This is a genomic window from Pseudomonas sp. Van50 (genome assembly GCF_055390755.1).
In genome coordinates this window covers 1,921,064-1,943,812 of sequence record NZ_AP024343.1, presented here as the reverse complement: position 1 = coordinate 1,943,812, position 22,749 = coordinate 1,921,064, and the positions used below count along the sequence as shown (strand labels likewise).

Below are 22,749 nucleotides of genomic sequence, written 5' to 3'. Positions count from 1 at the left end.
AAGGAGTTTGACCCGATGAGCCGTATCGAAACCGACAGCCTTGGCCAGGTTGAAGTCCCGGACGACGCCTACTGGGGCGCGCAGACGCAGCGTTCCATGATCAACTTCGCCATTGGCAACGAACGCATGCCGCTGTCGGTGTTGCACGCCCTGGCGCTGATCAAGAAGGCCGCCGCGCGGGTCAATGATCGCAATGGCGACCTGCCCGCCGACATCGCCCGCCTGATCGAACAGGCCGCCGACGAAATGCTGGACGGCCAGCATGACGACCAATTCCCGCTGGTGGTCTGGCAGACCGGCAGCGGGACCCAGAGCAACATGAACGTCAACGAAGTAATCGCCGGACGCGCCAACGAACTGGCCGGCAACCCCCGCGGCGGCAAGAGCCCGGTGCACCCCAACGACCACGTCAACCGTTCGCAGAGTTCCAACGACTGCTTCCCCACCGCCATGCACATCGCCGCCGCCCAGGCCGTCCATCAGCAATTGTTGCCGGCCATCGGCGAGCTGTCCGGCGGTCTCGCGGAACTGGCCGCGCGCCACATGAAGTTGGTCAAGACCGGCCGTACCCACATGATGGATGCCACGCCGATCACCTTTGGCCAGGAACTGTCGGCGTTCATTGCCCAACTCGATTACGCCGAACGGGCGATCCGCGCTGCGCTACCGGCGGTCTGCGAACTGGCCCAGGGCGGCACGGCAGTGGGCACCGGGCTCAATTCACCCCATGGGTTCGGCGAAGCGATTGCCGCTGAACTGGCGGCGCTGTCGGGCCTGCCGTTCGTCACCGCACCCAACAAGTTTGCCGCGTTGGCCGGCCATGAACCCCTGACCTCGTTGTCCGGCGCGCTGAAAACCCTCGCCGTGACCCTGATGAAAATCGCCAACGACCTGCGCCTGCTGGGCTCCGGACCACGGGCCGGGTTCGCCGAGGTGAAATTGCCGGCCAACGAACCGGGCAGTTCCATCATGCCCGGCAAGGTCAACCCGACCCAGTGCGAAGCCTTGTCGATGCTGGCCTGCCAGGTCATGGGCAACGACGTGACCATCGGTTTTGCCGCCAGCCAGGGGCATTTGCAGTTGAACGTGTTCAAACCGGTGATCATCCACAACCTGCTGCAATCGATTCGCCTGTTGGCCGATGGCTGCAGCAACTTCCAGCAGCACTGCATCGCCGGGCTCGAACCGGACGCCGAGCAGATGGCCGCGCACCTGGAACGTGGGTTGATGCTGGTGACCGCGCTGAACCCGCACATCGGCTACGACAAGTCAGCGGAAATCGCCAAGAAAGCCTACGGTGAAGGGCTGACCTTGCGCGAAGCGGCGTTGCAGCTGGGGTATCTCACCGATGAAGAGTTCGATGCCTGGGTGAGGCCGGAGAATATGCTGGAAGCGGGTAGCCAGGGCTGAGTTTTGCCTTGATCGATAGTGCGCTATCGCGAGCAAGCTCGCTCCCACAGGGCAACGTGGACCGCGACATTACATCCACTGAAGATCCACTGTGGGAGCGAGCTTGCTCGCGATGAGCCCGGCAGGCTCGGCATCACTGTTGACTCGTGAGCCGCTATCGCGAGCAGGCTCGCTCCCACAGGGGGCTAACGCCCGACAGCCAAACGCTCGCGCCGGGCCCTGAGGCCGGCGATCAGCGAGGGCCCCAGGGCGACCAGCGCCGACCCCAGGACCACCAGCACCGCCCCGCCATAGCCCAGCAGGTTGATCTGCTCGGCATGGACATAATCAGGCCACCACCAGGCCGCCATCGCCACCGCGGCGAAGGTCACCAGCGGCGTGATCGCCAGGGTCGCGCTGACCCGCGACGCTTCCCAATGGGCCAGGGCTTCGGCGAACGCGCCATAGGCAATCAGGGTGTTGAGGCAGCAAGCGAGCAACAACCAGCCTTGCAGCGGGCTCAATTGCAGCGCCTCCAACGGATGCACCCAGGGTGTGAGCAGCAGCGCGCAGAACAGGTAGATCACCATCATCACCTGCAACGAGTTCCACACCGTCAACAATTGCTTCTGGCCCAGGGCATAGAACGTCCAGACCGTCGACGCCAGCAACACCATCAGCACCCCGGCGGTGTAGTCGCTCAGGGACGTCAGCAACTCGCCCAGGCGCTGGTTGAAAAACAGCGTGAAACCGATCAGCAACACCAGCAGGCCGATGCCCTGCCCCACGCTGAACCGCTCCTTGAACACGAACAGGCTGGCGACCAGCAACATGATCGGCCCCATCTGCACCACCAGTTGCGCGGTGCCGGGGCTCAAACGATTCAGGCCCATCAGGTACAACACGTAGTTGCCCACCAGCCCGAGCACCGCCATCGCCACCAGCCAGCCGCCACGAGGGCCGAGCACCTTGCGACTGGGCAGGCGCCGGGTGGCCGCCAAATAGATGAACAGCAAACCGCCGGACACCAGCAAGCGAAACCAGGTCACGGTGACCGGGTCCATCACTTGCAGCACTTGCTTGAGCTTGATCGGCAGGATTCCCCAGAGCAGGGCGGTCAACAGGGCAAGGAACAAGCCGTAGACCCAGCGACCGGACGATATGTGCATGCAACCCTCGAAGCCCAAGACAAAGAACGCCCATTCTAGGCGTCTATCGCCCAGCAACACAGGAACAGTTGGGGATTAATTGAACCGGCTACGGGTATGGCACATGGCCGCCTATCGGCTCGCCAAGCAGCCGTCAGCACCAGCCCCTAAACTTCACTCAACCTGATCCCGCCACCTCTTTGGAGCCCCCCATGCTCGGCAAACGCGCCCAGGACCTCGCCCCTGCGATGGTCTTTCCCAGTGACCGGATTTGCCGGATAAACGGCGAGTTTTACTTCAATACCCGGGAAGGCACCCAGGAAGGGCCATTCGCCAGTCGCGAGGATGCGTTGCGGGAGGTGGAGGCGTACGTACAGCGAATGCTGCAACTGACTCAGGTCGCCAGCTAGCGCACCGCTCTCTTGTGGCGAGGGAGCTTGCTCCCGCTGGGTCGCGAAGCGGCCCCCCTGCCCCGCCAATAAACCGCATCGACAGGTTAACGACTGCTTCGCAGCCGAGCGGGAGCAAGCTCCCTCGCCACACAAGCTCCCTGGCCACAAAAGCCGCCGACCTCCATAAGCCCGTGGTTATCCCACCGCCTCGAACAACCCCGTAGCCCCCATCCCGCCGCCCACGCACATGGTCACGATGCCGTAACGCAGGTTGCGCCGTTGCAGCTCACGCACCAGATGCCCCACCTGCCGCGAACCGGTCATGCCGAACGGATGGCCGATGGAGATCGAGCCGCCGTTGACGTTGTATTTCTGCGGATCGATTTCCAGCCGGTCGCGGCTGTACAGGCACTGGGAAGCGAACGCCTCGTTGAGTTCCCACAGGTCGATATCGGCGATCTGCAAGCCCTTGGCCTTGAGCAGCTTGGGCACCGAAAACACCGGGCCGATGCCCATTTCGTCCGGCTCGCAACCGGCCACCGTAAAGCCACGGAAAAACGCCTTGGGCTTGAGCCCCAGGGCCAGGGCCTTTTCCAGGCTCATCACCAAGGTCATCGAGGCACCGTCGGACAACTGCGAGGAGTTGCCCGCCGTCACCGAGCCGTCTTCGGCGAACACCGGCTTCAGGCCCGCGAGGCTTTCATAGGTGGTGTCGGGACGGTTGCAGTCATCACGATCGACCACGCCATCGAGGATCTGCACGACACCCGTGTTCTTGTCCTCGACCCGGTACTTGACCGCCATCGGGATGATTTCGTCATCGAACAACCCCGCCGCCTGGGCCGTGGCGGTGCGTTGCTGGCTCTGCAATGCGTAGCGGTCCTGCTCCTCGCGGCTGACCTGGTAACGGCGGGCGACGATCTCGGCGGTCTGGCCCATGGGAAAATAAATCCCGGGCACCTGCTCCTTGAGCAGCGGGTTGATCAGGTTGTCGGTGTTGACGCTTTTCATCGTCAGGCTGATGGACTCCACCCCGCCGGCCACGATGATGTCGCTGCAACCGGAAGCGATCTGGTTGGCGGCGATGGCAATGGCTTGCAGGCCCGAAGAACAGAAGCGGTTGAGGGTCATGCCGGCCGTGCCGATGCCCAATTGCGAGAGCACCGCCACGTTGCGCCCGATGTTGTAGCCCTGGGCACCTTCATTGGACCCGGCCCCGACGATACAGTCCTCGACACTGGCCGGGTTGATGTCGTTGCGCGCCAGCAAGGCATTGACGCAATGGGCCGCCATGTCATCCGGACGGGTCATGTTGAACTTGCCACGAAAGGACTTGGCCAGGCCGGTCCGTACGCTGTCGACGATCACCACTTCACGCATGGCTGTACCTCATTGTTGTAGTCGGTTGAGAGTGGATCGAGCATAGATCCACTGGATAACCGACCGCGACAATCATTCACCTCGCGTATGCGCGCCCATCGCCCTAGCGCTTCTTCTTGCGAGCCTGTCTCGCACTGCGCTCGAAAGCCGCCTCCAGCGCCTGGTTGAGGGTGCGCAACACCTTGACCCGCGCCCAGCGCTTGTCATTGGCCTCCACCAAGGTCCAGGGGGCAATCTCGGTGCTGGTGCGGTCGACCATGTCGCACACCGCGGCGCGGTAGGCATCCCACTTGTCGCGGTTGCGCCAGTCATCCTCAGTGATCTTGAAGCGCTTGAACGGGATGTCCTCGCGCTCCTGGAAACGCTCCAGCTGGGTTTCCTTGTCGATGGCCAGCCAGAACTTGACCACCACCACGCCGGCATCGGCGAGCTGTTCCTCGAAATCGTTGATTTCCCCGTAGGCCCGCAGCCAGTCGGCCTGGCTGCAAAACCCTTCGACCCGCTCCACCAGCACCCGGCCGTACCAGGAGCGGTCGAACATGGTGAACTTGCCGCGTGCGGGAATATGCCGCCAGAACCGCCACATGTAGGGGTGGGCGCGTTCTTCTTCCGTGGGTGCGGCAATGGGCACGATGCTGTATTGGCGCGGGTCCAGGGCCGCCGTGACCCGCCGGATCGCCCCGCCCTTGCCCGCCGCGTCGTTGCCTTCGAACACCGCCACCAGGGCATGCTGGCGCATGCGTTTGTCCCGCAGCAGCCCGGCGAAGCGCGCCTGCTCGGTGATCAGTTGTTCTTCGTAGTCGGCCTTGTCCAGGCGCCGGGTCATGTCCAGGCTGTCGAGCAACGTGATCTGGCCATCCAACTCGGGCAGCGGCGCCACGCTGACCTTTTGCGGCTTGATCTTCGGCCGGTCCAGGGCCTGGCGCAAGCCGTCGAGCAGGATCCGCCCGACGGTGAGGCTGCGATAACAGCTGTCCATGCCTTCGATCACATGCCAGGGCGCGTAATCACGACTGGTGCGGCGCAGCACACGCTCGCCGTATTTGACGAACTTGTCATAGGTCTGGGATTGCTGCCAATCCAGCGGGCTGATGCGCCAACTGTGCAGCGGGTCATCCTTGAGCCCCTTGAGCCGGGCCTTCATCTGTTTCTTGGACAGGTGGAACCAGAACTTGAAAATCAGCGCGCCTTCATCGCAGAGCATTTTTTCCAGGCGCTCGGCACCGGCGATCGCCTGGTCGAGCCGTGGATCCTTGAATTCGCCATGGACCCGGCCTTGCAGCATCTGGCTGTACCAGTTGCCGAAGAAAATCCCCATGCGCCCCTTGGCCGGCAGCATCCGCCAATAACGCCACGCGGGAGGCCGCGCCAGTTCCTCGTCGGTCTGCTGATCGAAGGTGCGCACTTCGATCAGCCGCGGGTCCATCCATTCGTTGAGCAACTTCACCGTCTCGCCCTTGCCCGCGCCTTCGATGCCGTTGATCAACACGATGACCGGAAACCGACCCTGTTGCTGCAACTCGAACTGCGCTTCCAGCAGTGCTTCACGCAGGGCCGGCACCTCGGCTTCAAAGGTTTCTTTATCGATGACGTGACCGATTTCAGCGGATTCGAACATGGACAGCTCCTTCCAGGGATTGGGGCAAGACTAGCGGATTGGATGCGGCCCTGTGCAGCAGATTCCATCAAGAACAACGCTGTGTTGCGATGGGTCAAGCAAGCCGATACCGATCGGCTAGAATGGCCGCTCAGTTTCGACCGAGCCTGCCATGACGCCTGTACAGCACCACGCCCAACTCGACTGGGACGACCAGGGTCGCCCGCGCTCGCGGGTATTCGACGACGTGTATTTCTCCGATCAGTCCGGGCTGGAAGAAACCCGTTACGTGTTCCTCGAGCAGAACAACCTGGCCGAGCGCTTTGCCGCGCTGCCCGCCGACGGGCGCCTGGTGATCGGCGAAACCGGCTTTGGCACCGGCTTGAACTTCCTCTGCGCCTGGCAGTTGTTCGAACAATGCGCGCCGACCGGGGCGAGGCTGCATTTCGTCAGCGTCGAGAAGTACCCATTGACCCCGCAGGACCTGTGTCGGGCCCTGGCCCTCTGGCCGCAGCTCGCCCTCCAGGCCGAGCAACTGCTTGGGCAATACGTGGCGATCCATCAGGGTTTCCAGCGCCTGGTCCTGGCCAATGGGCGGGTGACGCTGACCCTGTTGATCGGCGATGCCCTGGAGCAGTTGCCGCAGTTGGACGGGCAGATCGACGCCTGGTTCCTGGACGGTTTCGCACCGGCCCGAAACCCCGAAATGTGGACCGCCGAGCTGTTCGCCGAACTGGCCCGGCTGGCCGCACCCGGCGCCACCCTCAGTACTTTCACCAGCACCGGCTGGGTCCGGCGCCTGCTGAACGCGGCGGGCTTCAAGATGAAGCGCACGCCGGGCATCGGCCATAAGTGGGAAATCCTGCGGGGCGTGTTTCTTGGCTGGCCGGAGCAGACAGCGACGCCGTCCCCGGCAAAACCCTGGTACGCCCGCCCCGTGCCACCCACCGGCGAGCGCCGGGCCCTGGTGATCGGCGGTGGCCTGGCCGGTTGTGCCAGCGCGGCGAGCCTCGCCGCCCGTGGCTGGCAGGTGACACTGCTGGAGCGGCATGCCGGGTTGGCCGAGGAGGCCTCCGGCAACCCCCAGGGCGTGCTGTACCTCAAGTTGTCGGCCCACGGCACCGCATTGTCACAGATGATCCTCAGCGGCTTCGGCTACACCCGACGTGTGCTGGAGCAACTGCAACGCGGCGTTGATTGGGATGCCTGTGGCGTCTTGCAACTGGCCTTCAACAGCAAGGAAGCCGAGCGTCAGGCGCAATTGGCCGAGGCGTTCCCAACGGATTTACTGCACACCCTGGATCAGTCCGAAGCCCAGGCCCGATCCGGCATCGGCCTGGCTTGTGGAGGCTTGTTTTATCCCGAGGGCGGCTGGGTGCATCCGCCAGCATTGTGTCGCTGGCAAGCCTCGGGACCGGCGATCGATGTGCAACCCCATCATGACGTGCTGCACCTGCGCCGCGTCGACGGCCAATGGCAGGCGTGGGACAGCGAACGCTGCCTGGCCAGCGCACCGGTGGTGATTCTCGCCAGTGCTGCCGAGATCAAACGCTTCGAACCGGCTGCCGACTTGCCGCTCAAGCGCATTCGCGGGCAGATCACCCGTCTGCCGCAAACCCACCGCAGCCAGAGCCTGGCGACGGTGGTCTGCGCCGAAGGTTATGTGGCGCCGCCGCGGCAGGGCGAACACACCCTGGGCGCCAGTTTCGACTTCAACAGCGACGACCTGACCCCCACCGCCGCCGAGCACGCCGGCAACCTGCGCATGCTCGAAGAAATCTCCCAAGACCTGGTGCAGCGCTTGAACGCCGCTACCTTGGACCCGGAGCACCTCGAAGGCCGCGTGGCGTTTCGCTGCACCAGCCCGGACTACCTGCCGATTGTCGGACCGTTGGCCGACCGCCAGGCCTTTACCGACGCCTATGCGGCCCTGGGCAAAGACGCCCGCCAAGTACCGGACGCCCCTTGCCCGTGGCTCGCGGGCCTGTACATCAACAGCGGCCACGGTTCCCGAGGCCTGATCACCGCGCCCCTGTCGGGCGAACTGATCGCCGCCTGGCTGGATAACGAACCCCTGCCACTGCCCCGCAGCGTGGCCGAGGCCTGCCACCCGAACCGGTTTGCGTTGCGGGCCTTGATTCGGGGCAAGGCCTGACCCCGATGGATGGCTCACAACAAACCCTGTGGGAGCTGAGCTTGCTCGCGATGGCGATGTGTCAGCCTACTAAGATGCCGGCTGATCCACCGCCATCGCGAGCAAGCTCAGCCCCCACAGGCTCGCCTATCTTTAAATCCCATGGCAGACCAACCCACCCACCCGCCGGCTTATAACGCATCGATCTAAAACTCACAGCAATCCCTCCGGTCAGTTTCAGGGTACCCGCCCTTTTGGCGCGTGCTGCTTGACCCCTCCCCAACGGAAAAACCGGTAAGGACTTATGTGCGGATTAGCTGGAGAGTTACGTTTCGATCAACAACCTGCGGACCTTGCGGCCGTAGAGCGGATCACCCATCACCTGGCCCCTCGCGGCCCCGATGCGTGGGGTTTTCATAGCCAGGGGCCGATCGCCTTGGGCCATCGGCGCCTGAAAATCATGGACCTGTCGGACGGCTCGGCCCAGCCGATGATCGACAATCAACTGGGCCTGTCCCTGGCCTTCAACGGCGCGATCTACAACTACCCGGAACTGCGCACCGAACTCGAAGCCCTGGGCTACACCTTCTATTCCGGTGGCGACACCGAAGTGCTGCTCAAGGGCTACCACGCCTGGGGCGAAGCGCTGCTGCCCAAGCTCAACGGCATGTTCGCGTTCGCTATCTGGGAGCGCGATGCCAAGCGGCTGTTCATCGCCCGCGACCGCCTCGGCGTCAAGCCGCTGTACCTGTCGCGCACCGGCCAGCGGCTACGCTTCGCCTCGGCATTGCCGGCGTTGCTCAAGGGCGGCGACATCAACCCCATGCTCGACCCGGTGGCTCTCAACCATTATCTGAATTTCCACGCCGTGGTTCCGGCGCCCCGTACCTTGCTGGCCGGTGTTGAAAAACTGCCGCCCGCTACCTGGATGCGAATCGAAGCCGACGGCACCACCGAGCAGAAAACCTGGTGGACCCTGCCCTACGGCCCTCGGGCCGACGAACAGCACCTGAACCTGGAAGACTGGATCGACCGTGTGCTCGACAGCACCCGTGAAGCCGTCGCCATTCGCCAGCGTGCCGCCGTGGATGTCGGCGTGCTGCTGTCCGGGGGCGTCGACTCAAGCATGTTGGTGGGTCTGTTGCGGGAAGTGGGCGGGGAAGACCTTTCCACGTTCTCCATCGGTTTCCAGGATGCCGGCGGCGAACGCGGTGACGAATTCCAATATTCGGACCTGATCGCCAAGCACTACGGCACCCGCCACCACCAACTGCGCATCGACGAAAAAGAGATCATCGAGCAACTGCCCGCCGCGTTCCGCGCCATGAGCGAGCCGATGGTCAGCCACGATTGCATCGCCTTCTACCTGCTGTCGCGGGAGGTGGCCAAGCATTGCAAAGTCGTGCAAAGCGGCCAGGGTGCCGACGAGCTGTTCGCCGGTTACCACTGGTACCCGCAGGTCGATGGCGCCAGCGATCCGTACGCCGCCTATCGCGCTGCGTTCTTCGACCGCAGCTACGAAGAATATGCCGCCACTGTGCAACCCAACTGGCTGACGGCCAATGATGCGGCCGGTGACTTCGTCAAGGAACATTTCGCCCAACCCGGAGCCGATGCCGCGGTGGACAAGGCCCTGCGCCTGGACAGCACCGTGATGCTGGTGGACGACCCGGTCAAGCGCGTCGACAACATGACCATGGCCTGGGGCCTGGAAGCGCGCACGCCGTTCCTGGACTACCGCTTGGTGGAGCTTTCGGCCCGGGTCCCGGCGCAGTTCAAGTTGCCCGATGGCGGCAAGCAGGTGCTCAAGGAAGCCGCCCGACGGGTGATCCCCAGCGAGGTGATCGACCGCAAGAAAGGTTATTTCCCGGTGCCGGGCCTCAAGCACCTGGAAGGCCATACCCTGGCCTGGGTCCGCGAGCTGCTGCTGGATCCGAGCCAGGATCGCGGCCTGTTCAACCCGGCCATGCTCGACCGCCTGCTCACCGACCCCAACGGCCAGCTCACGCCGTTGCGCGGTTCGCGACTGTGGCAACTGGCGGCGCTGAACCTGTGGCTCAGCGAGCAAGGAATCTGATCGATGAAACCTCACGCAACCGTTCACAACCAACGCCTCTTGCGCGGCCAGGCGCCTTCTTACGAACGCCTGCAGGCACGCCTGGCCGAAGACGGCAGCGAATTGGGCGCCGACCCGATCGCGGTGCATTGCGGCTGGGGCCGACTGCTGATCGGCCACACCTTCCCGGACCCGGCGAGCCTGGCCCGGGAACTGCTCAACGAACAACCCGGTGAACGCGACATTGCCTTGTACGTGGCCGCGCCCCAGCAAGTGCTGGGGTTGGAACCGGCGCAACTGTTCCTCGATCCATCCGACACCTTGCGCCTGTGGTTCAGCGACTATCGCCAGTCCACCCGGGTGTTTCGCGGTTTCCGAATTCGCCGGGCCCAGAGCGAGACCGACTGGCAGGCCATCAACCAGCTCTACCAGGCCCGGGGCATGTTGCCCATCGACCCGCTGCGACTGACCCCGCGCCACGAGGGCGGCCCGGTCTACTGGCTGGCCGAAGACGACGACACCGGTACGGTAATCGGCAGCGTCATGGGCCTGAATCATCAGAAGGCCTTCAACGACCCGGAAAACGGCAGCAGCCTCTGGTGCCTGGCCGTCGATCCGCAATGCCCACGGCCCGGTGTGGGCGAAGTGCTGGTGCGTCACCTCATCGAGCATTTCATGAGCCGGGGCTTGAGTTACCTCGACCTGTCGGTGCTGCATGACAATCGCCAGGCGAAAAACCTCTACGCCAAACTCGGTTTTCGCCATCTCTCGACCTTCGCCATCAAGCGCAAGAACGGCATCAACCAGCCGTTGTTCCTCGGCCCAGGTCCCGAGGCGCAGTTCAATCCTTATGCGCGGATCATTGTCGAAGAAGCTCACCGTCGAGGCATCGAAGTGCAGGTGGACGATGCCGAGGCCGGCTTGTTCACCCTGGTCCACGGCAGCCGCCGGGTGCGCTGCCGCGAATCCCTGAGCGACCTGACCAGCGCCATCAGCATGACCTTGTGCCAGAACAAAAGCCTGACCCACAAGGTACTGAAAAGCGCCGGCCTGAACCTGCCGGCCCAACAGTTGGCGGGCAATGCCGATGACAACCTGGCGTTCCTCGATGAGCACGAACGGGTGGTGGTCAAGCCGCTGGACGGGGAACAGGGCCAAGGCGTGGCGGTGGATCTGCGCACCATCGAGGAAGTGCAGAGCGCCATCGAGACGGCTCGGCAGTTCGATAGCCAGGTGTTGCTGGAAAGCTTCCACGAAGGGCTGGACCTGCGCATCCTGGTGATCGGCTTTGAAGTGGTGGCGGCGGCGATCCGGCGTCCGGCGGAGGTGATCGGCGACGGCCGGCACACCATCGGCGCGTTGATTGAAGCCCAAAGCCGCCGACGGCAGGCCGCCACGGGCGGCGAAAGCAAGATCCCGATGGATGCCGAGACCCTGCGCACACTCAACGCGGCGGGGTTCGACTACGACAGCGTGCTGCCGGCCGGGGAACACCTGTTCGTCCGGCGTACGGCAAACCTGCATACCGGCGGCGTGCTGGAGGATGTCACCGCCATCCTGCATCCGACCCTCGTCGATGCGGCGGTGCGCGCCGCGCGGGCGTTGGACATTCCCATGGTCGGCCTCGACCTGCTGGTGCCGGCGGCCGATCAACCCGAGTACGTGTTCATCGAAGCCAACGAACGCGCCGGCCTGGCCAACCACGAACCCCAGCCCACCGCCGAGCGCTTTGTGGATTTGTTGTTTCCTCATAGCCAGACGGTGGCCTAGCAGAACTGTGGTGCCTGAACAGTCCTCATCGCGAGCAAGCTCGCTCCCACATGGAATTTTTGGTGTTTATACATTCTGTGTTCACTGCAAAAACTCTATGGGAGCGAGCTTGCTCGCGATAAGGCCAGTGCAGGCACCGTCATCCAACAGTCGGACTCACTCATCGAAACCATCGATGCGCTCAACCCATCAGGAGTTTCCATGATCAGTAAAATTCCCGAACCGGATCTCGAATACCTGCAGAAAGTCCTGCTGGAAATGCTCGCCATTCCCAGCCCTACCGGCTTTACCGACACCATCGTGCGCTACGTCGCCGAGCGGCTCGAGGAGCTGGGTATCGCGTTCGAAATGACCCGTCGCGGCACGATCCGCGCCACGCTCAAGGGCCGCAAGAGCAGCCCCGACCGGGCCGTCTCGGCGCACCTGGATACCATCGGTGCCGCGGTGCGGGCCATCAAGGACAACGGTCGCCTGACCCTGGCCCCGGTAGGTTGCTGGTCCAGCCGGTTTGCCGAAGGCAGCCGGGTCAGCCTGTTTACCGACACCGGCGTGATTCGCGGCAGCGTACTGCCATTGATGGCGTCCGGGCACGCGTTCAACACCGCCGTGGACGAAATGCCCATCAGTTGGGACCACATCGAATTGCGCCTGGACGCCTATTGCGCCACCCGCGCCGACTGCGAAACCCTCGGGGTGGGCATCGGCGATTACGTGGCCTTCGATCCCCTGCCGGAATTCACCGAAAGCGGCCACATCAGCGCCCGGCACCTGGACGACAAGGCCGGGGTCGCGGCGCTGCTGGCGGCGCTCAAGGCGATTGTCGACAGCGGTGAAGAACTGCTGATCGATTGTCACCCACTGTTCACCATCACCGAGGAAACCGGTAGCGGCGCCGCGGCCGCGCTGCCCTGGGACGTCAGTGAATTCGTCGGCATCGACATCGCCCCCGTCGCCCCCGGCCAGCACTCGAGCGAGCATTCGGTCAGCGTAGCGATGCAGGACTCCGGAGGCCCCTACGACTATCACCTGTCGCGGCACTTGCTGAAACTGGCCAAGGAGAACGACATATCGGCACGCCGGGACCTGTTCCGCTATTACTTCAGCGACGCTCATTCGGCCATCACCGCCGGCCACGATATTCGTACCGCCCTGCTCGCCTTCGGCTGCGACGCCACCCATGGCTACGAACGCACCCACATCGACAGCCTGGCCGCCCTCAGCCGCCTGCTCGGCGCCTACATTCTCAGCCCACCGGTGTTCGCCAGCGACGCACAACCGGCCCAAGGCTCGCTGGACCGCTTCAGTCACCAGATCGAGCACGATGCACAGATGGAAAGCGATACCCGAGTGCCGTCGGTGGATAGCCTGGTGGGGCAGCGGTCGGATAGCTGATCCAACATTCACTGCCTGGGCTATTGCCATCGCGAGCAAGCTCGCTCCCACACTTGAGATGCATTCCCCTGTGGGAGCGAGCTTGCTCGCGATGAGGCCAGAACAGGCCCCACAAAACCCAAGGCTAGCCGCAAAAGCCCATTGGCCGTAGCATCGCCTCATTGTCTAGCCGAGGTACCCCATGCTCATCCCCCACGACCAACTCGAAGTCGACACACTCACTCGCCTGATCGAGGACTTCGTGACCCGCGACGGCACCGACAACGGTGACGACACGCCCCTGGAAACGCGGGTTCTACGGGTCCGGCAAGCGCTGACCAAAGGCCAGGCGTTGATCGTCTTCGACCCCGAAAGCGAACAGTGCCAACTGATGCTCAAGCACGACGTGCCCAAGCACCTATTCGACTGAACACGCCTTGCGGGCGGCGTGGGCCTTTTTCCTCTGGATCTTTTCGTAGATTTCGGAGCGATGGACATCGACGTGCCGTGGCGCTTCCACGCCAAAACGCACGGTGGTGCCGCTGACCGACAACACACGGACGGAAATATCGTCACCGATGGAAATCAACTCACCCACAGCGCGGCTTAATACGAGCATGGTTCTTGTCCTTAAGAATGTCTGGACCCTGACCATGCCCGGCCTGCTTTCCGTTCTCAAGACACCGTCGAGAATTCAGTAAGGCCCTACAAGCAAAGTTCTTGCGACTGAAGGAAACTTCCTGCAAAACCCTGCCGAACCGTAGGTTATTTCAGGACGCCGAGAGCCGTGGGCCGAATAGAATCACGCTCGCCCCCAACACGCAGAGTGCCACGCCAATCCAGTCGGAACCCAGTGGCCGGACCCGCTCCACCACGGCCAGCCAGCCAATCGAGGCAATGATATAGATGCCGCCATAGGCGGCGTAGGCACGCCCGGCGTACGTCGCTTCGATGCGAGTCAACAACAGGGCGAACAAGGTCAGGCTGAGCAGCGCCGGGGCGATCCACCACGCGCTCTTGCCCTGGCGCAGCCACATCCAGAAGGCGTAGCAACCGGCGATTTCAAACAGCGCGGCGAGAAAAAACCACAAGTAATTGAGCATGCAGATGTCCATCAGGAAGGCCGAATGGCGCCATCCTGAGGACATCGGGCAGCCAGGTCAATTCAGGTTCTGCCGGGCCTTGGCGCGCATCTTGTCGGCCATGACGGTCATTTCGTCGTACAGCAACTGTGGGTTCTTCTGCTTGAGGGCCCACGCCATGCGTCCCTGTTCATGGGGCAGGATCATGAACTGGCCCTGGGCGACTTGCTGGTAGATGTAGTCGGCAATGTCGGCGGCGCTGATCGGCGAGCTTTCCAGCAATTTGCCAACCTGGGCTTTCATGGCCGGGGTCGGACCGCGGAAGGAGTCCAGCAGATTGGTCTGGAAGAACGACGGGCACACCACGTGTACGCCCACCTCCTGCTGCGCCAGTTCAACCAGCAGGCTTTCCGACAACGCCACCACACCGGCCTTGGCCACGTTGTAGTTGCTCATGGCTGGCCCCTGCATCAGGGCGGCCATGGAAGCAATGTTGATGATCTTGCCGCGGCTTTTTTCCAGCAGCGGCAGGAACGCCTTGCAGCCCTTGACCACGCCCATCAGGTTGATCGCGATCTGCCAGTCCCAATCCTCCAGGGAGAGTTCGCTGAAGAACCCGCCCGAAGCGACGCCGGCATTGTTGACGATGATATCGATGCCGCCGAGCTTCTCTTCGCAAGCCTGGGCGAACGCAGTCAATTGGCTGTAGTCGCGCACATCGCAGCGCTGGGTGAAGCCGTCGCCACCTGCCGCGCGCACGAGTTTGAGGGTTTCCACAAGGCCTGGTTCGCTGACATCCGATAAGGCCAGGTGCCAGCCTTCGCGGGCCCAACGCAGCGCGATTTCGCGACCCAGGCCGGAGCCGGCGCCAGTGATCATCATGCGATTTTGCATAGCAAACAGCCTTGTTCCGGGAGAGATAGGCCGAGTGTAGCGAAGGCGCCTGCCGGACCCACGCTCCATCAAATTGCTGAATGGCGAGGGCAAACCGTAGCCGCTACAAAAACTTTGAATTTTTTACCAGACGTTACGGTCGGACTTATTAAGCCGCCCGGATTTAACGCATGCGTGCTGGTAGTTGGAAGTTACAACACTCCAAAACTGACCAATAAGGAAATCTACAAATGGGCACAATACTTATCATCATCCTGATCCTCCTGCTGATCGGTGGTCTTCCGGTCTTCCCGCACTCCAGAAGTTGGGGTTACGGTCCGTCCGGTATCATTGGTGTAGTGTTGGTGGTGCTGTTGGTCCTGCTATTACTGGGCAAGATATAAACCACTAAGTAAGCGCAAAAAAAAAGAGGCCTTTACAGGCCTCTTTTTTATGCTCGCCGTTTATCAGTCCGGCTTGCCGTCGACGACGCCGGCGGTGTTATCCAACAGGCTCTTGGTCGCGGTTTGCAGGAACGATTCGAGCTTGAGTTTCATCTCGGCGGTGTCCGGTGCGTCCGGGATGATTTGCGCATGAGGGTTGGCGCCCAGTTCATAACGGTACATCTTCGGCGGCATTTCCTTCTCCTTCGGCAGGACCAGGATCTTGTCGTCGCGAATGATCGCCGTCGTCTGTTCACTGCCCGACGGCTTGATCACGCCAAAACCGGTGTCGCCTTCCGGCAGGTTCAACAGGTCACGGCCCCAGCACTGGTTCCGTACCTGCCCACCGAGCCGGCCCATGATGGTCGGCACGATGTCGACCTGGGTCCCCACGGTGTGGCTGCGCTGGCCGAATTTTTCCTGGACGCCCGGGCCGATCAACAGCATCGGCACGTTGAAACGGCCCAGGTCCATTTCGGTGATCTGGCGTTCGTTGCCAAAGCCATGGTCGCCCACCACCACGAACAGGGTTTCCTTGAAGTAAGGCTCCTTGCGAGCTTTCTCGAAGAACTGGCCCAGCGCCCAGTCGGCGTAGCGCATGGCCGTCAAGTGTTCGTTCAGGCTGCCACGGTCGGTGACCGGCTCGACCGGCAACGGTGTCGGCAACGCATAAGGCGTGTGGTTGGACAGGGTTTGCAGCAAGGCATAGAACGGCTTGCCATTTTCCCGCGCCTTGAGCTCGATCAGGCCACGGTCGAACATGTCTTGGTCGGACACGCCCCAGGTGGGGTCGGAAAACACCGGGTTCACGAAGTCGTTACGCCCGATGAAATTGGTCATGCCCTGGCTGCTGAAGAACCCCGACTGGTTGTCCCAGGCGAAATCACCGTTGTAGACATACACGTCGTCGTAGTCCCGGGCGCTGAGCAGTTGCGGCAAGCCTGACAGCTTGTGGCTGCCCTCCGGCGTCTGCATCAGGTATTCGAAACCCGGCAGGTTCGGGAAGCACGCCATGGTGGCGAACATACCCTGGTGGGTGTGGGTGCCGTTGGAGAAGAAACGGTCGAACAGCAGACCTTCCTTGGACAATTTGTCCATGTAAGGCGTGATGTTGCCCGGCGCGCCCAGGGCGCCCACCGAGTGACCGGCCATGCTTTCCATGAGGATCACGACCACGTTCTTGATCGGCAGGGTCTTGTCCGCCGGCGGCGTGTAGTCGCGGCGCACGGCGGCGGTCTCGGTGTCCACGAGTTTGTCGTCAGACATCACCAGCATGTCACGCACGGTCTGCTGCGCCAGCGGCTGCTCGAGGGTGGCTTTCCAGATGTTGTCACGGTCTTCGGACATCCGGCTCTTGGCCGCCGCCACCAGCGACAACGTGCCATTGAGTCCCAACTGGTTGGCGAAGTTCGAATCGGTGGTGTAGACATCCCCCCAACGCAGCGGCGGACCTTGGCGCAAGGTGCCGCGCGCGGCGGCCACGGCCACCAGCAGGCAAACCATGAACACCGCGACACGCCCATACCACGGGGCGATCTGCCGGGTGCCGATAGTACCGCCACTGAACGGCCCACGGGGACGGGTGGCGCGGTCGGCGCCCTTGAACGCCAGGGCGAGGATGAGGGTGCCGCCGACCCAGGCCAGCAGGTAGCGCACCACCGGGAAACCGTACCAGAGCATGCTCATCACGGTTTTCGGGTCTTCCTTCACATATTGGAAGACCAGGCCGTTGAGGCGCTGGTGGAATTCACGGTAGAAGTCCATCTCCATCAAGCCGAGGAACAGCGCGATGCTGGAGGTGACGGTCAGCCAGAAACGAAAAAACCCACGGGCAGCCATGGCCCTTGCGCTGAACAACGCCAGCAGCAACGGGATGCAGAGGTAGACCACCAGGCGCAAGTCGAAGCGCAGGCCGTTGGCGAACGCTTCAACGAAGGTCGAGGCCGGGGTGTCGAGAATCATCTCGCGGTTATAGACCAGCAGCGCCACGCGCAGCAGGCTTAACATAACCATCATCACCAGGGCGCAAAGCAACGTGTAGGCCAGGTGCGATTTGACGGTCGGTTGCAGCAGGCGATGCGTGGTGCGCTGCTGACTCAGGGCGTCCGGGATTGCCATGTCGTTTAAGGACCCTATTGGAATTGGAGTGACAAAAGAGAAACAACGGCGCGCCCTCTGTTGGCCAAAGCCTGGCCCCGGGGCTTGCGCGAGTGCGCAAATGTTGCACGAACGGCTATGGCATTGCCATTAAATAACCGACGGCGATATGAGCGCGGGGGATTGTCCGCAAGATTTAGTGAAAATTTCGTTCAAAGAATATCCAGAAACACAAAATCCCCGGCCTGGTAATGCGGTTGAGCCGAACACTAGGGTGGCGAGGGGATTTATCTGTGGGAGCAAAGCTTGCTCGCGAAACAGACGCCACAATTTCTGAAAGACCGCATCGCCTTCATCGCGAGCAAGCTTTGCTCCCACAGATGCCCCTGGCTCCAGGAGCCCGGTGCTCAGTGAAATTGCCGTCCAAGACCCGCCGGCACGCCTTCGATGGTGGTGTCTTCCCATGGGCCATTCGGGCTGACGGAACGGCTCCAGCCGTTGTTCCAGCGGTAATAGGTACGCTGGCGATAGAACGTATTGGTCTGGTTGTCCAGCACGTAGACCCCCAGCTTGGCGTCCCAATGGCTGTTGCCACCCGGTGGCGGGGCGAAGCTGGCGGAAGTGCGCGGCAGCGGCTTGGCCGGTTTGTTCGGGATGGCCGGCTTGCCTGGCGGCGTGGACGGGGCCGGCTTGGTGGTTGGGGTCGACGGTGGAATCGGTGGCAGCGGCGCCGAGGGCTCCGACGGACGCTGGACCGCACAAGCGCTCAGGCCCATGACGAGCGTGAGCAGGGTGATACGAGCGATGGCGGTCATGGTGCGAATTCCTGTTATTTGTCCGGGCTGTCGATGGTCAATTGTTGTTGCGCCGTGGTGCTGCTCGCCAGGGGCTGGCTGCGGCCGATCCACTCACCGGCGGTCGGCTGACCGGCCCGGGAGATGCGCGCCATCAGTTGGACTTCGGGGAAGTTCGACAGTTTCAACTGCGGCATCATGGCGTCCGCATCGCCCAATTCCACCGTGACCGGCAGATCGGCCACCGTCAGGCGTTTGGCGGCCAACGGCGCCGGTGGGCCGGAAACGGCACGGGCGAAGATGAACACGCTGTCGCCCGGCTGCACCTTGGCCTTGAGTGCCGGGGCCAGATCGACGCGGACCTTGAGCAACGCCCCGGTCTTGGCCACCGGGGCCTGGGTGACTTTGCCACCGCTGGCTTGCAGCTTCTCGGTGGCACGGGTAATACCGCCCTGCAGCGCCTCGCGGGATTTGTCGCCTTCCGGCAGTTGCGCGAGCAGACGCCCCCAGTAGTCGATCGCATCCTGATAACGCTCTCCTTCAAACGCGGCGATGCCCAATAGGCCGAGGCTGGTAACCTCCTTCGGGTCGAGCTTGAGCGCTTCGTCGGTCAAGGCCTGGACTTTATCCGACCATTTCTTGCCATCGGCGAAGTACTGCGCCTGGGCCCACTGGCCCAACAGTTCCGGTTGACGACCGGCGACGGCCACGGTGCGCTCGAAGACCTTCGCCGCGTCCGCCGGCCGATCCTGAGCCATGTAGGTACGCCCGAGGAAGTACAGCCCCTCGGCATTATCCGGCTGCGCCGCCACCGCGCGTTCCAGGCGCAGGGTCATCTCTTCCATCGACTGCGGCGCCTGGGCGAATTCACGGGTCAGCTCGACCTTGTCACTGGCACCGAAATGCAGGTACAGCGCCAGGCCCAACACCGGCACCAGCACGGCGGCGAGCAACGGCAATGGCTTGCCCAGCCGGGATTCGCGCGGTGCGTCGGCACCCTCGGTGTCGGCGAGCAGTTCACGGGCGGCTTCGGCGCGACCGGTGTCCAGTTGCGCGGCGTTGAGCACGCCCTCCTCCCGTTCAGCCTGCAATTCGGCGACGCGCTCCTGATACAGCGCCACGTTGAGCGCAGTTCGGTCCTCTTCGCGTTGAGCGCGACGACCACGCAGCACAGGGATCAACAGAAAACTCAGGGCAATCAGGAGAAGCAGACCTGCGGCGAGCCAGAAATCAATCATGCTTGGTTTTATCCAACAGTTGGTCGAGGCGCTGGCGCTCTTCGACGGAAAGCGTGTCCGGGGCGGCTGTACGCTGGACCCGGCGGCGGCGCACGATCACCGCGATGACAACGAAACCGCCGAGCAACAGCCCGGCGGGGCCGAACCAGAGCAGCGCGGTCTTGGAGGACAGGGCGGGGTTGTAGCGCACGAACTCACCGTAGCGATCGACCATGAAGTCGATGATCTGCTGGTTGTCCTTGCCCTCGCCGAGCATGCGAAAGATTTCCTTGCGCAGGTCGGCGGCAATCGGGGCGTTGGAGTCGGCGATGTCCTGGTTCTGGCACTTGGGGCAGCGCAGTTCCTTGGTCAGTTCGCGAAACCGCTCGCGCTCGCCATCGTTGGCGAATTCGTAGGTGTCGATGGCGGCCTGGGCCACACCGACCAGGCTCAAGCCGAGGATGGCGGCGGCTAACCAACGCTTCATGGCTTGGCCTCATCCACCAGGGCCTGGTACTTGGCGGCCAGTTTCTCGCGCCAGACCTGCTCGTCGATCACGCCGACGAACTTGTCGCGGATCACGCCCTTGGCATCGATGAAGAAGGTTTCCGGTGCGCCATAGACACCCAGGTTCAGGCCCAGGGAGCCATCTTCATCACGAATGTCCAATTGATACGGGTTGTGGAATTCGGCCAGCCACTTCAAGGCGTCGGCATTGACGTCCTTGTAATTGACGCCGTAGATCACCACGCCGTTCTGGGCCAGCTTGTTCAGTACCGGGTGTTCGACCCGGCAGGAAATGCACCAGGTGCCCCACACGTTGACCAGCGCCGGCTTGCCCAGCAGGTCGGCGCGGGTCAGGGTCTTGTCACCTTGCACCGAGGGCAGGGAAAACTCCGGGAACGGCTTGCCGATCATTGCCGAGGGCAATTCGCTCGGGTTCAGGTACAACCCCCGGAACAAAAACACCGCCATCAACAGGAACAGCGCCAGCGGCAACACCATCAACCAACGTTTCATGCAGTGGCTCCCGTCACGCCCAGGGCTTCACGCACCCGGGTTTTCACCTTGACCCGATAGCGCCGATCCAGCGCCGCCAGCACCCCACCCAGGCCGGTGAGCAAGCCACCGAACCAGATCCAGCGCACGAACGGCTTGACGTGGACCCGCACCGCCCATGCGCCGTCGCCCAGGGATTCGCCCAAGGCCACGTAGAGGTCGCGGGTGAAACCGGCATCGATCCCAGCCTCGGTCATGACCGAGTTCTGCACGGTATAGAGACGTTTTTCCGGATGCAGCACGGTGATTTCCTCACCGTTGCGAATCACCCGCACGGTGCCTTTGTCGGACGTGAAGTTCGGCCCCTCGAAATGCTTGGCGCCCTCGAACACGAATTGATAACCGCCCAGGTCCATGGACTCGCCCGGCGCCAGGCGCAGGTCGCGCTCGGCACTGTTCTGGCTGGACAGCACCACGCCCAGGGCGCAGACGGCGATGCCCAGGTGGGCGATCTGCATGCCCCAGTAACTGCGGGTCAGGGTCGGCAGGCCTTTGATCAGGCCTTTGTGGCGGGTCTTGTCGAAGATATCCCGGACACCGGCCAGCAACACCCAGGCCGCCAGCACGAACGTCGCCAGCACCGCCCAATTGAAGTCGCCATAGGCCACGCCGGCCACCACGGCCAGGGCGGCCGTGCCCAGCAGCACCGGGGTCAACATGCCCAGCAGCCACTTGACCGGCGTGTCCTTCCAGCGCACCAGCACACCGATGGCCATCACCACCATCAGGATTGCCATCAGCGGGATGAACAACGCGTTGAAATACGGCGGGCCGACCGACAGCTTGGCGCCGGACAGCGCATCGAGCACCAGCGGGTACAACGTCCCCAACAGGATCATCGACGCGGCCACCACCAGCACCAGGTTGTTGCCCAGCAACAGGGTTTCCCGTGACCAGAGGTTGAAACCGACCTGGCTCTTGACCACTGGCGCACGCAGGGCGAACAACGTCAGCGAACCGCCGACGACGAACAGCAGGAACATCAGGATGAACACGCCACGCTCAGGGTCCGAGGCGAAGGCATGCACCGACGTCAGCACGCCGGAACGCACCAGGAACGTTCCCAGCAGGCTCAGGGAGAACGCCGCGATGGCCAGCAACACGGTCCAGCTCTTGAACACACCGCGTTTTTCCGTGACAGCCAGGGAGTGAATCAGCGCCGTGCCCACCAACCAGGGCATGAACGAGGCGTTTTCCACCGGGTCCCAGAACCACCAGCCGCCCCAACCGAGTTCGTAGTAGGCCCACCACGAACCGAGGGTGATGCCGATACCGAGGAAGGCCCAAGCGACGATGGTCCACGGGCGCGACCAGCGTGCCCACGCGGCATCGAGGCGACCGCCGAGCAACGCGGCGATGGCGAAGGCGAAGGCCACGGAAAAACCGACGTAGCCCATGTAGAGCATCGGTGGGTGAACGATCAGGCCGATGTCCTGCAGCAATGGGTTGAGGTCGCGGCCATCCATCGGCATCTGCGGCAGGATGCGCTTGAACGGGTTGGACGTGACGATCAGGAACAACAGGAAGCCGGTACTGATCATGCCCATCACCGCCAACACCCGTGCCAGCATCACCTGGGGCAACTGCCGGGAAAACACCGAGACCGCGAAAGTCCAGCCGGCGAGGATCAACGCCCAAAGCAACAGCGAACCTTCGTGGGCGCCCCACACGGCGCTGAACTTGTAGTACCAGGGCAAGGCGCTGTTGGAGTTGCTGGCGACGTACTCCACGGAAAAGTCGTCGGCCATGAACGCATAGGTCAGGCAACCGAAGGCGAACAGCATGAAGGCGAACTGCCCCCACGCCGCCGGCTGGGCCAGGCTCATCCACAAGCGGTCGCCGCGCCAGGCACCGAGCAAGGGCACCACGGCCTGTACCAGGGAGAAACACAGGGCCAGGATCATCGCCAGGTGGCCCAACTCGGGAATAAAGATGCCAGCAGTCATC

At 62.9% G+C, this 22,749-nt stretch carries 20 protein-coding genes; 8 read left to right on the top strand and 12 right to left on the bottom strand.

The genetic code is table 11. The features are described from left to right. The first annotated feature begins 15 nt into the window (after positions 1-15). On the top strand, positions 16-1,410 hold the full coding sequence (locus ACZ5M5_RS08585) for a class II fumarate hydratase (protein ID WP_464738897.1): 1,395 nt from the start codon (positions 16-18) through the stop codon (positions 1,408-1,410). A 185-nt stretch (positions 1,411-1,595) separates the two neighbouring features. Here ACZ5M5_RS08585 and ACZ5M5_RS08580 read toward each other — a convergent pair whose 3' ends face one another. Then, positions 1,596-2,558, bottom strand: a complete 963-nt coding sequence (locus ACZ5M5_RS08580) for a DMT family transporter (RefSeq protein WP_041475797.1) — start codon at positions 2,556-2,558, stop codon at positions 1,596-1,598. A gap of 191 nt (positions 2,559-2,749) precedes the next feature. On the opposite strand from ACZ5M5_RS08580, the gene ACZ5M5_RS08575 reads away from it, so the two are divergent. Beyond that, positions 2,750-2,947: a DUF6316 family protein gene (locus ACZ5M5_RS08575; protein ID WP_060738608.1), complete on the top strand. Its 198-nt coding sequence runs from the start codon at positions 2,750-2,752 to the stop codon at positions 2,945-2,947. A gap of 177 nt (positions 2,948-3,124) precedes the next feature. Here ACZ5M5_RS08575 and ACZ5M5_RS08570 read toward each other — a convergent pair whose 3' ends face one another. Then, a complete protein-coding gene (locus ACZ5M5_RS08570) occupies positions 3,125-4,309 on the bottom strand; it encodes a thiolase family protein (protein ID WP_464738896.1) in 1,185 nt (394 codons plus the stop codon). Between the two features lie 103 nt (positions 4,310-4,412). Continuing rightward, entirely contained in the window at positions 4,413-5,927 is a 1,515-nt protein-coding gene (pap, locus tag ACZ5M5_RS08565) for a polyphosphate:AMP phosphotransferase (protein ID WP_060738610.1), read from the bottom strand. Between the two features lie 151 nt (positions 5,928-6,078). Between pap and mnmC the strand changes: the two genes are divergently transcribed. The 5 genes from mnmC to ACZ5M5_RS08540 all read left to right on the top strand — a co-directional run bounded on the left by mnmC (position 6,079) and on the right by ACZ5M5_RS08540 (position 13,667). Beyond that, positions 6,079-8,061, top strand: coding sequence for a bifunctional tRNA (5-methylaminomethyl-2-thiouridine)(34)-methyltransferase MnmC2/FAD-dependent 5-carboxymethylaminomethyl-2-thiouridine(34) oxidoreductase MnmC1 (gene mnmC / locus ACZ5M5_RS08560; protein ID WP_464738895.1), 1,983 nt, complete (start codon positions 6,079-6,081; stop codon positions 8,059-8,061). A 283-nt stretch (positions 8,062-8,344) separates the two neighbouring features. After that, the gene (locus ACZ5M5_RS08555) at positions 8,345-10,117 is read left to right on the top strand and encodes an N-acetylglutaminylglutamine amidotransferase (RefSeq protein WP_464738894.1); all 1,773 of its coding nucleotides are present in this window, start codon (positions 8,345-8,347) and stop codon (positions 10,115-10,117) included. Positions 10,118-10,120: 3 nt separating this feature from the next. Then, positions 10,121-11,866: an N-acetylglutaminylglutamine synthetase gene (ngg, locus tag ACZ5M5_RS08550; protein WP_060738613.1), complete on the top strand. Its 1,746-nt coding sequence runs from the start codon at positions 10,121-10,123 to the stop codon at positions 11,864-11,866. Positions 11,867-12,067: 201 nt separating this feature from the next. Continuing rightward, complete coding sequence (locus tag ACZ5M5_RS08545) at positions 12,068-13,258, top strand: osmoprotectant NAGGN system M42 family peptidase (protein ID WP_060738614.1); 1,191 nt, start codon at positions 12,068-12,070, stop codon at positions 13,256-13,258. A gap of 181 nt (positions 13,259-13,439) precedes the next feature. Beyond that, entirely contained in the window at positions 13,440-13,667 is a 228-nt protein-coding gene (locus ACZ5M5_RS08540) for a YheU family protein (RefSeq protein WP_003199186.1), read from the top strand. Here ACZ5M5_RS08540 and csrA read toward each other — a convergent pair. From csrA to ACZ5M5_RS08525, 3 genes are all read right to left on the bottom strand, one after another. After that, the gene (gene csrA / locus ACZ5M5_RS08535) at positions 13,656-13,856 is read right to left on the bottom strand and encodes a carbon storage regulator CsrA (protein WP_060738615.1); all 201 of its coding nucleotides are present in this window, start codon (positions 13,854-13,856) and stop codon (positions 13,656-13,658) included. The two genes, ACZ5M5_RS08540 and csrA, sit on opposite strands and share 12 nt — an antisense overlap. A gap of 151 nt (positions 13,857-14,007) precedes the next feature. Further along, complete coding sequence (locus ACZ5M5_RS08530; RefSeq protein ID WP_060743066.1) at positions 14,008-14,340, bottom strand: YnfA family protein; 333 nt, start codon at positions 14,338-14,340, stop codon at positions 14,008-14,010. 57 nt (positions 14,341-14,397) lie between these two features. Next, entirely contained in the window at positions 14,398-15,213 is an 816-nt protein-coding gene (locus ACZ5M5_RS08525; protein WP_103307863.1) for an SDR family oxidoreductase, read from the bottom strand. A gap of 230 nt (positions 15,214-15,443) precedes the next feature. On the opposite strand from ACZ5M5_RS08525, the gene ACZ5M5_RS08520 reads away from it, so the two are divergent. Next, complete coding sequence (locus ACZ5M5_RS08520) at positions 15,444-15,596, top strand: DUF3309 family protein (RefSeq protein ID WP_003183939.1); 153 nt, start codon at positions 15,444-15,446, stop codon at positions 15,594-15,596. 63 nt (positions 15,597-15,659) lie between these two features. On the opposite strand, the gene ACZ5M5_RS08515 is transcribed toward ACZ5M5_RS08520, so the two are convergent. From ACZ5M5_RS08515 to ACZ5M5_RS08490, 6 genes are all read right to left on the bottom strand, one after another. Then, positions 15,660-17,753, bottom strand: a complete 2,094-nt coding sequence (locus tag ACZ5M5_RS08515; protein ID WP_192259489.1) for an LTA synthase family protein — start codon at positions 17,751-17,753, stop codon at positions 15,660-15,662. A gap of 386 nt (positions 17,754-18,139) precedes the next feature. Then, positions 18,140-18,547 (bottom strand): hypothetical protein, encoded by a 408-nt coding sequence (locus ACZ5M5_RS08510; protein WP_060738618.1) that lies wholly within the window; start codon positions 18,545-18,547, stop codon positions 18,140-18,142. Positions 18,548-18,561: 14 nt separating this feature from the next. Beyond that, positions 18,562-19,764, bottom strand: coding sequence for a c-type cytochrome biogenesis protein CcmI (gene ccmI, locus ACZ5M5_RS08505; protein ID WP_464738893.1), 1,203 nt, complete (start codon positions 19,762-19,764; stop codon positions 18,562-18,564). Further along, a complete protein-coding gene (locus ACZ5M5_RS08500; RefSeq protein ID WP_060738620.1) occupies positions 19,757-20,230 on the bottom strand; it encodes a cytochrome c-type biogenesis protein in 474 nt (157 codons plus the stop codon). The genes ccmI and ACZ5M5_RS08500 overlap by 8 nt, the downstream gene beginning before the upstream one ends. Beyond that, positions 20,227-20,763 carry a DsbE family thiol:disulfide interchange protein gene (locus ACZ5M5_RS08495; RefSeq protein ID WP_060738621.1) on the bottom strand — a complete coding sequence of 179 codons (537 nt, stop codon included), beginning with the start codon at positions 20,761-20,763 and terminating at the stop codon, positions 20,227-20,229. The genes ACZ5M5_RS08500 and ACZ5M5_RS08495 overlap by 4 nt, the downstream gene beginning before the upstream one ends. Continuing rightward, complete coding sequence (locus tag ACZ5M5_RS08490; RefSeq protein WP_060738622.1) at positions 20,760-22,748, bottom strand: heme lyase CcmF/NrfE family subunit; 1,989 nt, start codon at positions 22,746-22,748, stop codon at positions 20,760-20,762. The genes ACZ5M5_RS08495 and ACZ5M5_RS08490 overlap by 4 nt, the downstream gene beginning before the upstream one ends. Between the last annotated feature and the right edge of the window lies 1 nt (position 22,749).

Bases quoted from the DNA above. Each gene is read 5' to 3' on its own strand.
- ACZ5M5_RS08585 (WP_464738897.1), top strand. From the start codon at position 16: ATGAGCCGTATCGAAACCGACAGCCTTGGCCAGGTTGAAGTCCCGGAC.
- ACZ5M5_RS08580 (WP_041475797.1), bottom strand. From the start codon at position 2,558: ATGCACATATCGTCCGGTCGCTGGGTCTACGGCTTGTTCCTTGCCCTG.
- ACZ5M5_RS08575 (WP_060738608.1), top strand. From the start codon at position 2,750: ATGCTCGGCAAACGCGCCCAGGACCTCGCCCCTGCGATGGTCTTTCCC.
- ACZ5M5_RS08570 (WP_464738896.1), bottom strand. From the start codon at position 4,309: ATGCGTGAAGTGGTGATCGTCGACAGCGTACGGACCGGCCTGGCCAAG.
- pap (WP_060738610.1), bottom strand. From the start codon at position 5,927: ATGTTCGAATCCGCTGAAATCGGTCACGTCATCGATAAAGAAACCTTT.
- mnmC (WP_464738895.1), top strand. From the start codon at position 6,079: ATGACGCCTGTACAGCACCACGCCCAACTCGACTGGGACGACCAGGGT.
- ACZ5M5_RS08555 (WP_464738894.1), top strand. From the start codon at position 8,345: ATGTGCGGATTAGCTGGAGAGTTACGTTTCGATCAACAACCTGCGGAC.
- ngg (WP_060738613.1), top strand. From the start codon at position 10,121: ATGAAACCTCACGCAACCGTTCACAACCAACGCCTCTTGCGCGGCCAG.
- ACZ5M5_RS08545 (WP_060738614.1), top strand. From the start codon at position 12,068: ATGATCAGTAAAATTCCCGAACCGGATCTCGAATACCTGCAGAAAGTC.
- ACZ5M5_RS08540 (WP_003199186.1), top strand. From the start codon at position 13,440: ATGCTCATCCCCCACGACCAACTCGAAGTCGACACACTCACTCGCCTG.
- csrA (WP_060738615.1), bottom strand. From the start codon at position 13,856: ATGCTCGTATTAAGCCGCGCTGTGGGTGAGTTGATTTCCATCGGTGAC.
- ACZ5M5_RS08530 (WP_060743066.1), bottom strand. From the start codon at position 14,340: ATGCTCAATTACTTGTGGTTTTTTCTCGCCGCGCTGTTTGAAATCGCC.
- ACZ5M5_RS08525 (WP_103307863.1), bottom strand. From the start codon at position 15,213: ATGCAAAATCGCATGATGATCACTGGCGCCGGCTCCGGCCTGGGTCGC.
- ACZ5M5_RS08520 (WP_003183939.1), top strand. From the start codon at position 15,444: ATGGGCACAATACTTATCATCATCCTGATCCTCCTGCTGATCGGTGGT.
- ACZ5M5_RS08515 (WP_192259489.1), bottom strand. From the start codon at position 17,753: ATGGCAATCCCGGACGCCCTGAGTCAGCAGCGCACCACGCATCGCCTG.
- ACZ5M5_RS08510 (WP_060738618.1), bottom strand. From the start codon at position 18,547: ATGACCGCCATCGCTCGTATCACCCTGCTCACGCTCGTCATGGGCCTG.
- ccmI (WP_464738893.1), bottom strand. From the start codon at position 19,764: ATGATTGATTTCTGGCTCGCCGCAGGTCTGCTTCTCCTGATTGCCCTG.
- ACZ5M5_RS08500 (WP_060738620.1), bottom strand. From the start codon at position 20,230: ATGAAGCGTTGGTTAGCCGCCGCCATCCTCGGCTTGAGCCTGGTCGGT.
- ACZ5M5_RS08495 (WP_060738621.1), bottom strand. From the start codon at position 20,763: ATGAAACGTTGGTTGATGGTGTTGCCGCTGGCGCTGTTCCTGTTGATG.
- ACZ5M5_RS08490 (WP_060738622.1), bottom strand. From the start codon at position 22,748: ATGACTGCTGGCATCTTTATTCCCGAGTTGGGCCACCTGGCGATGATC.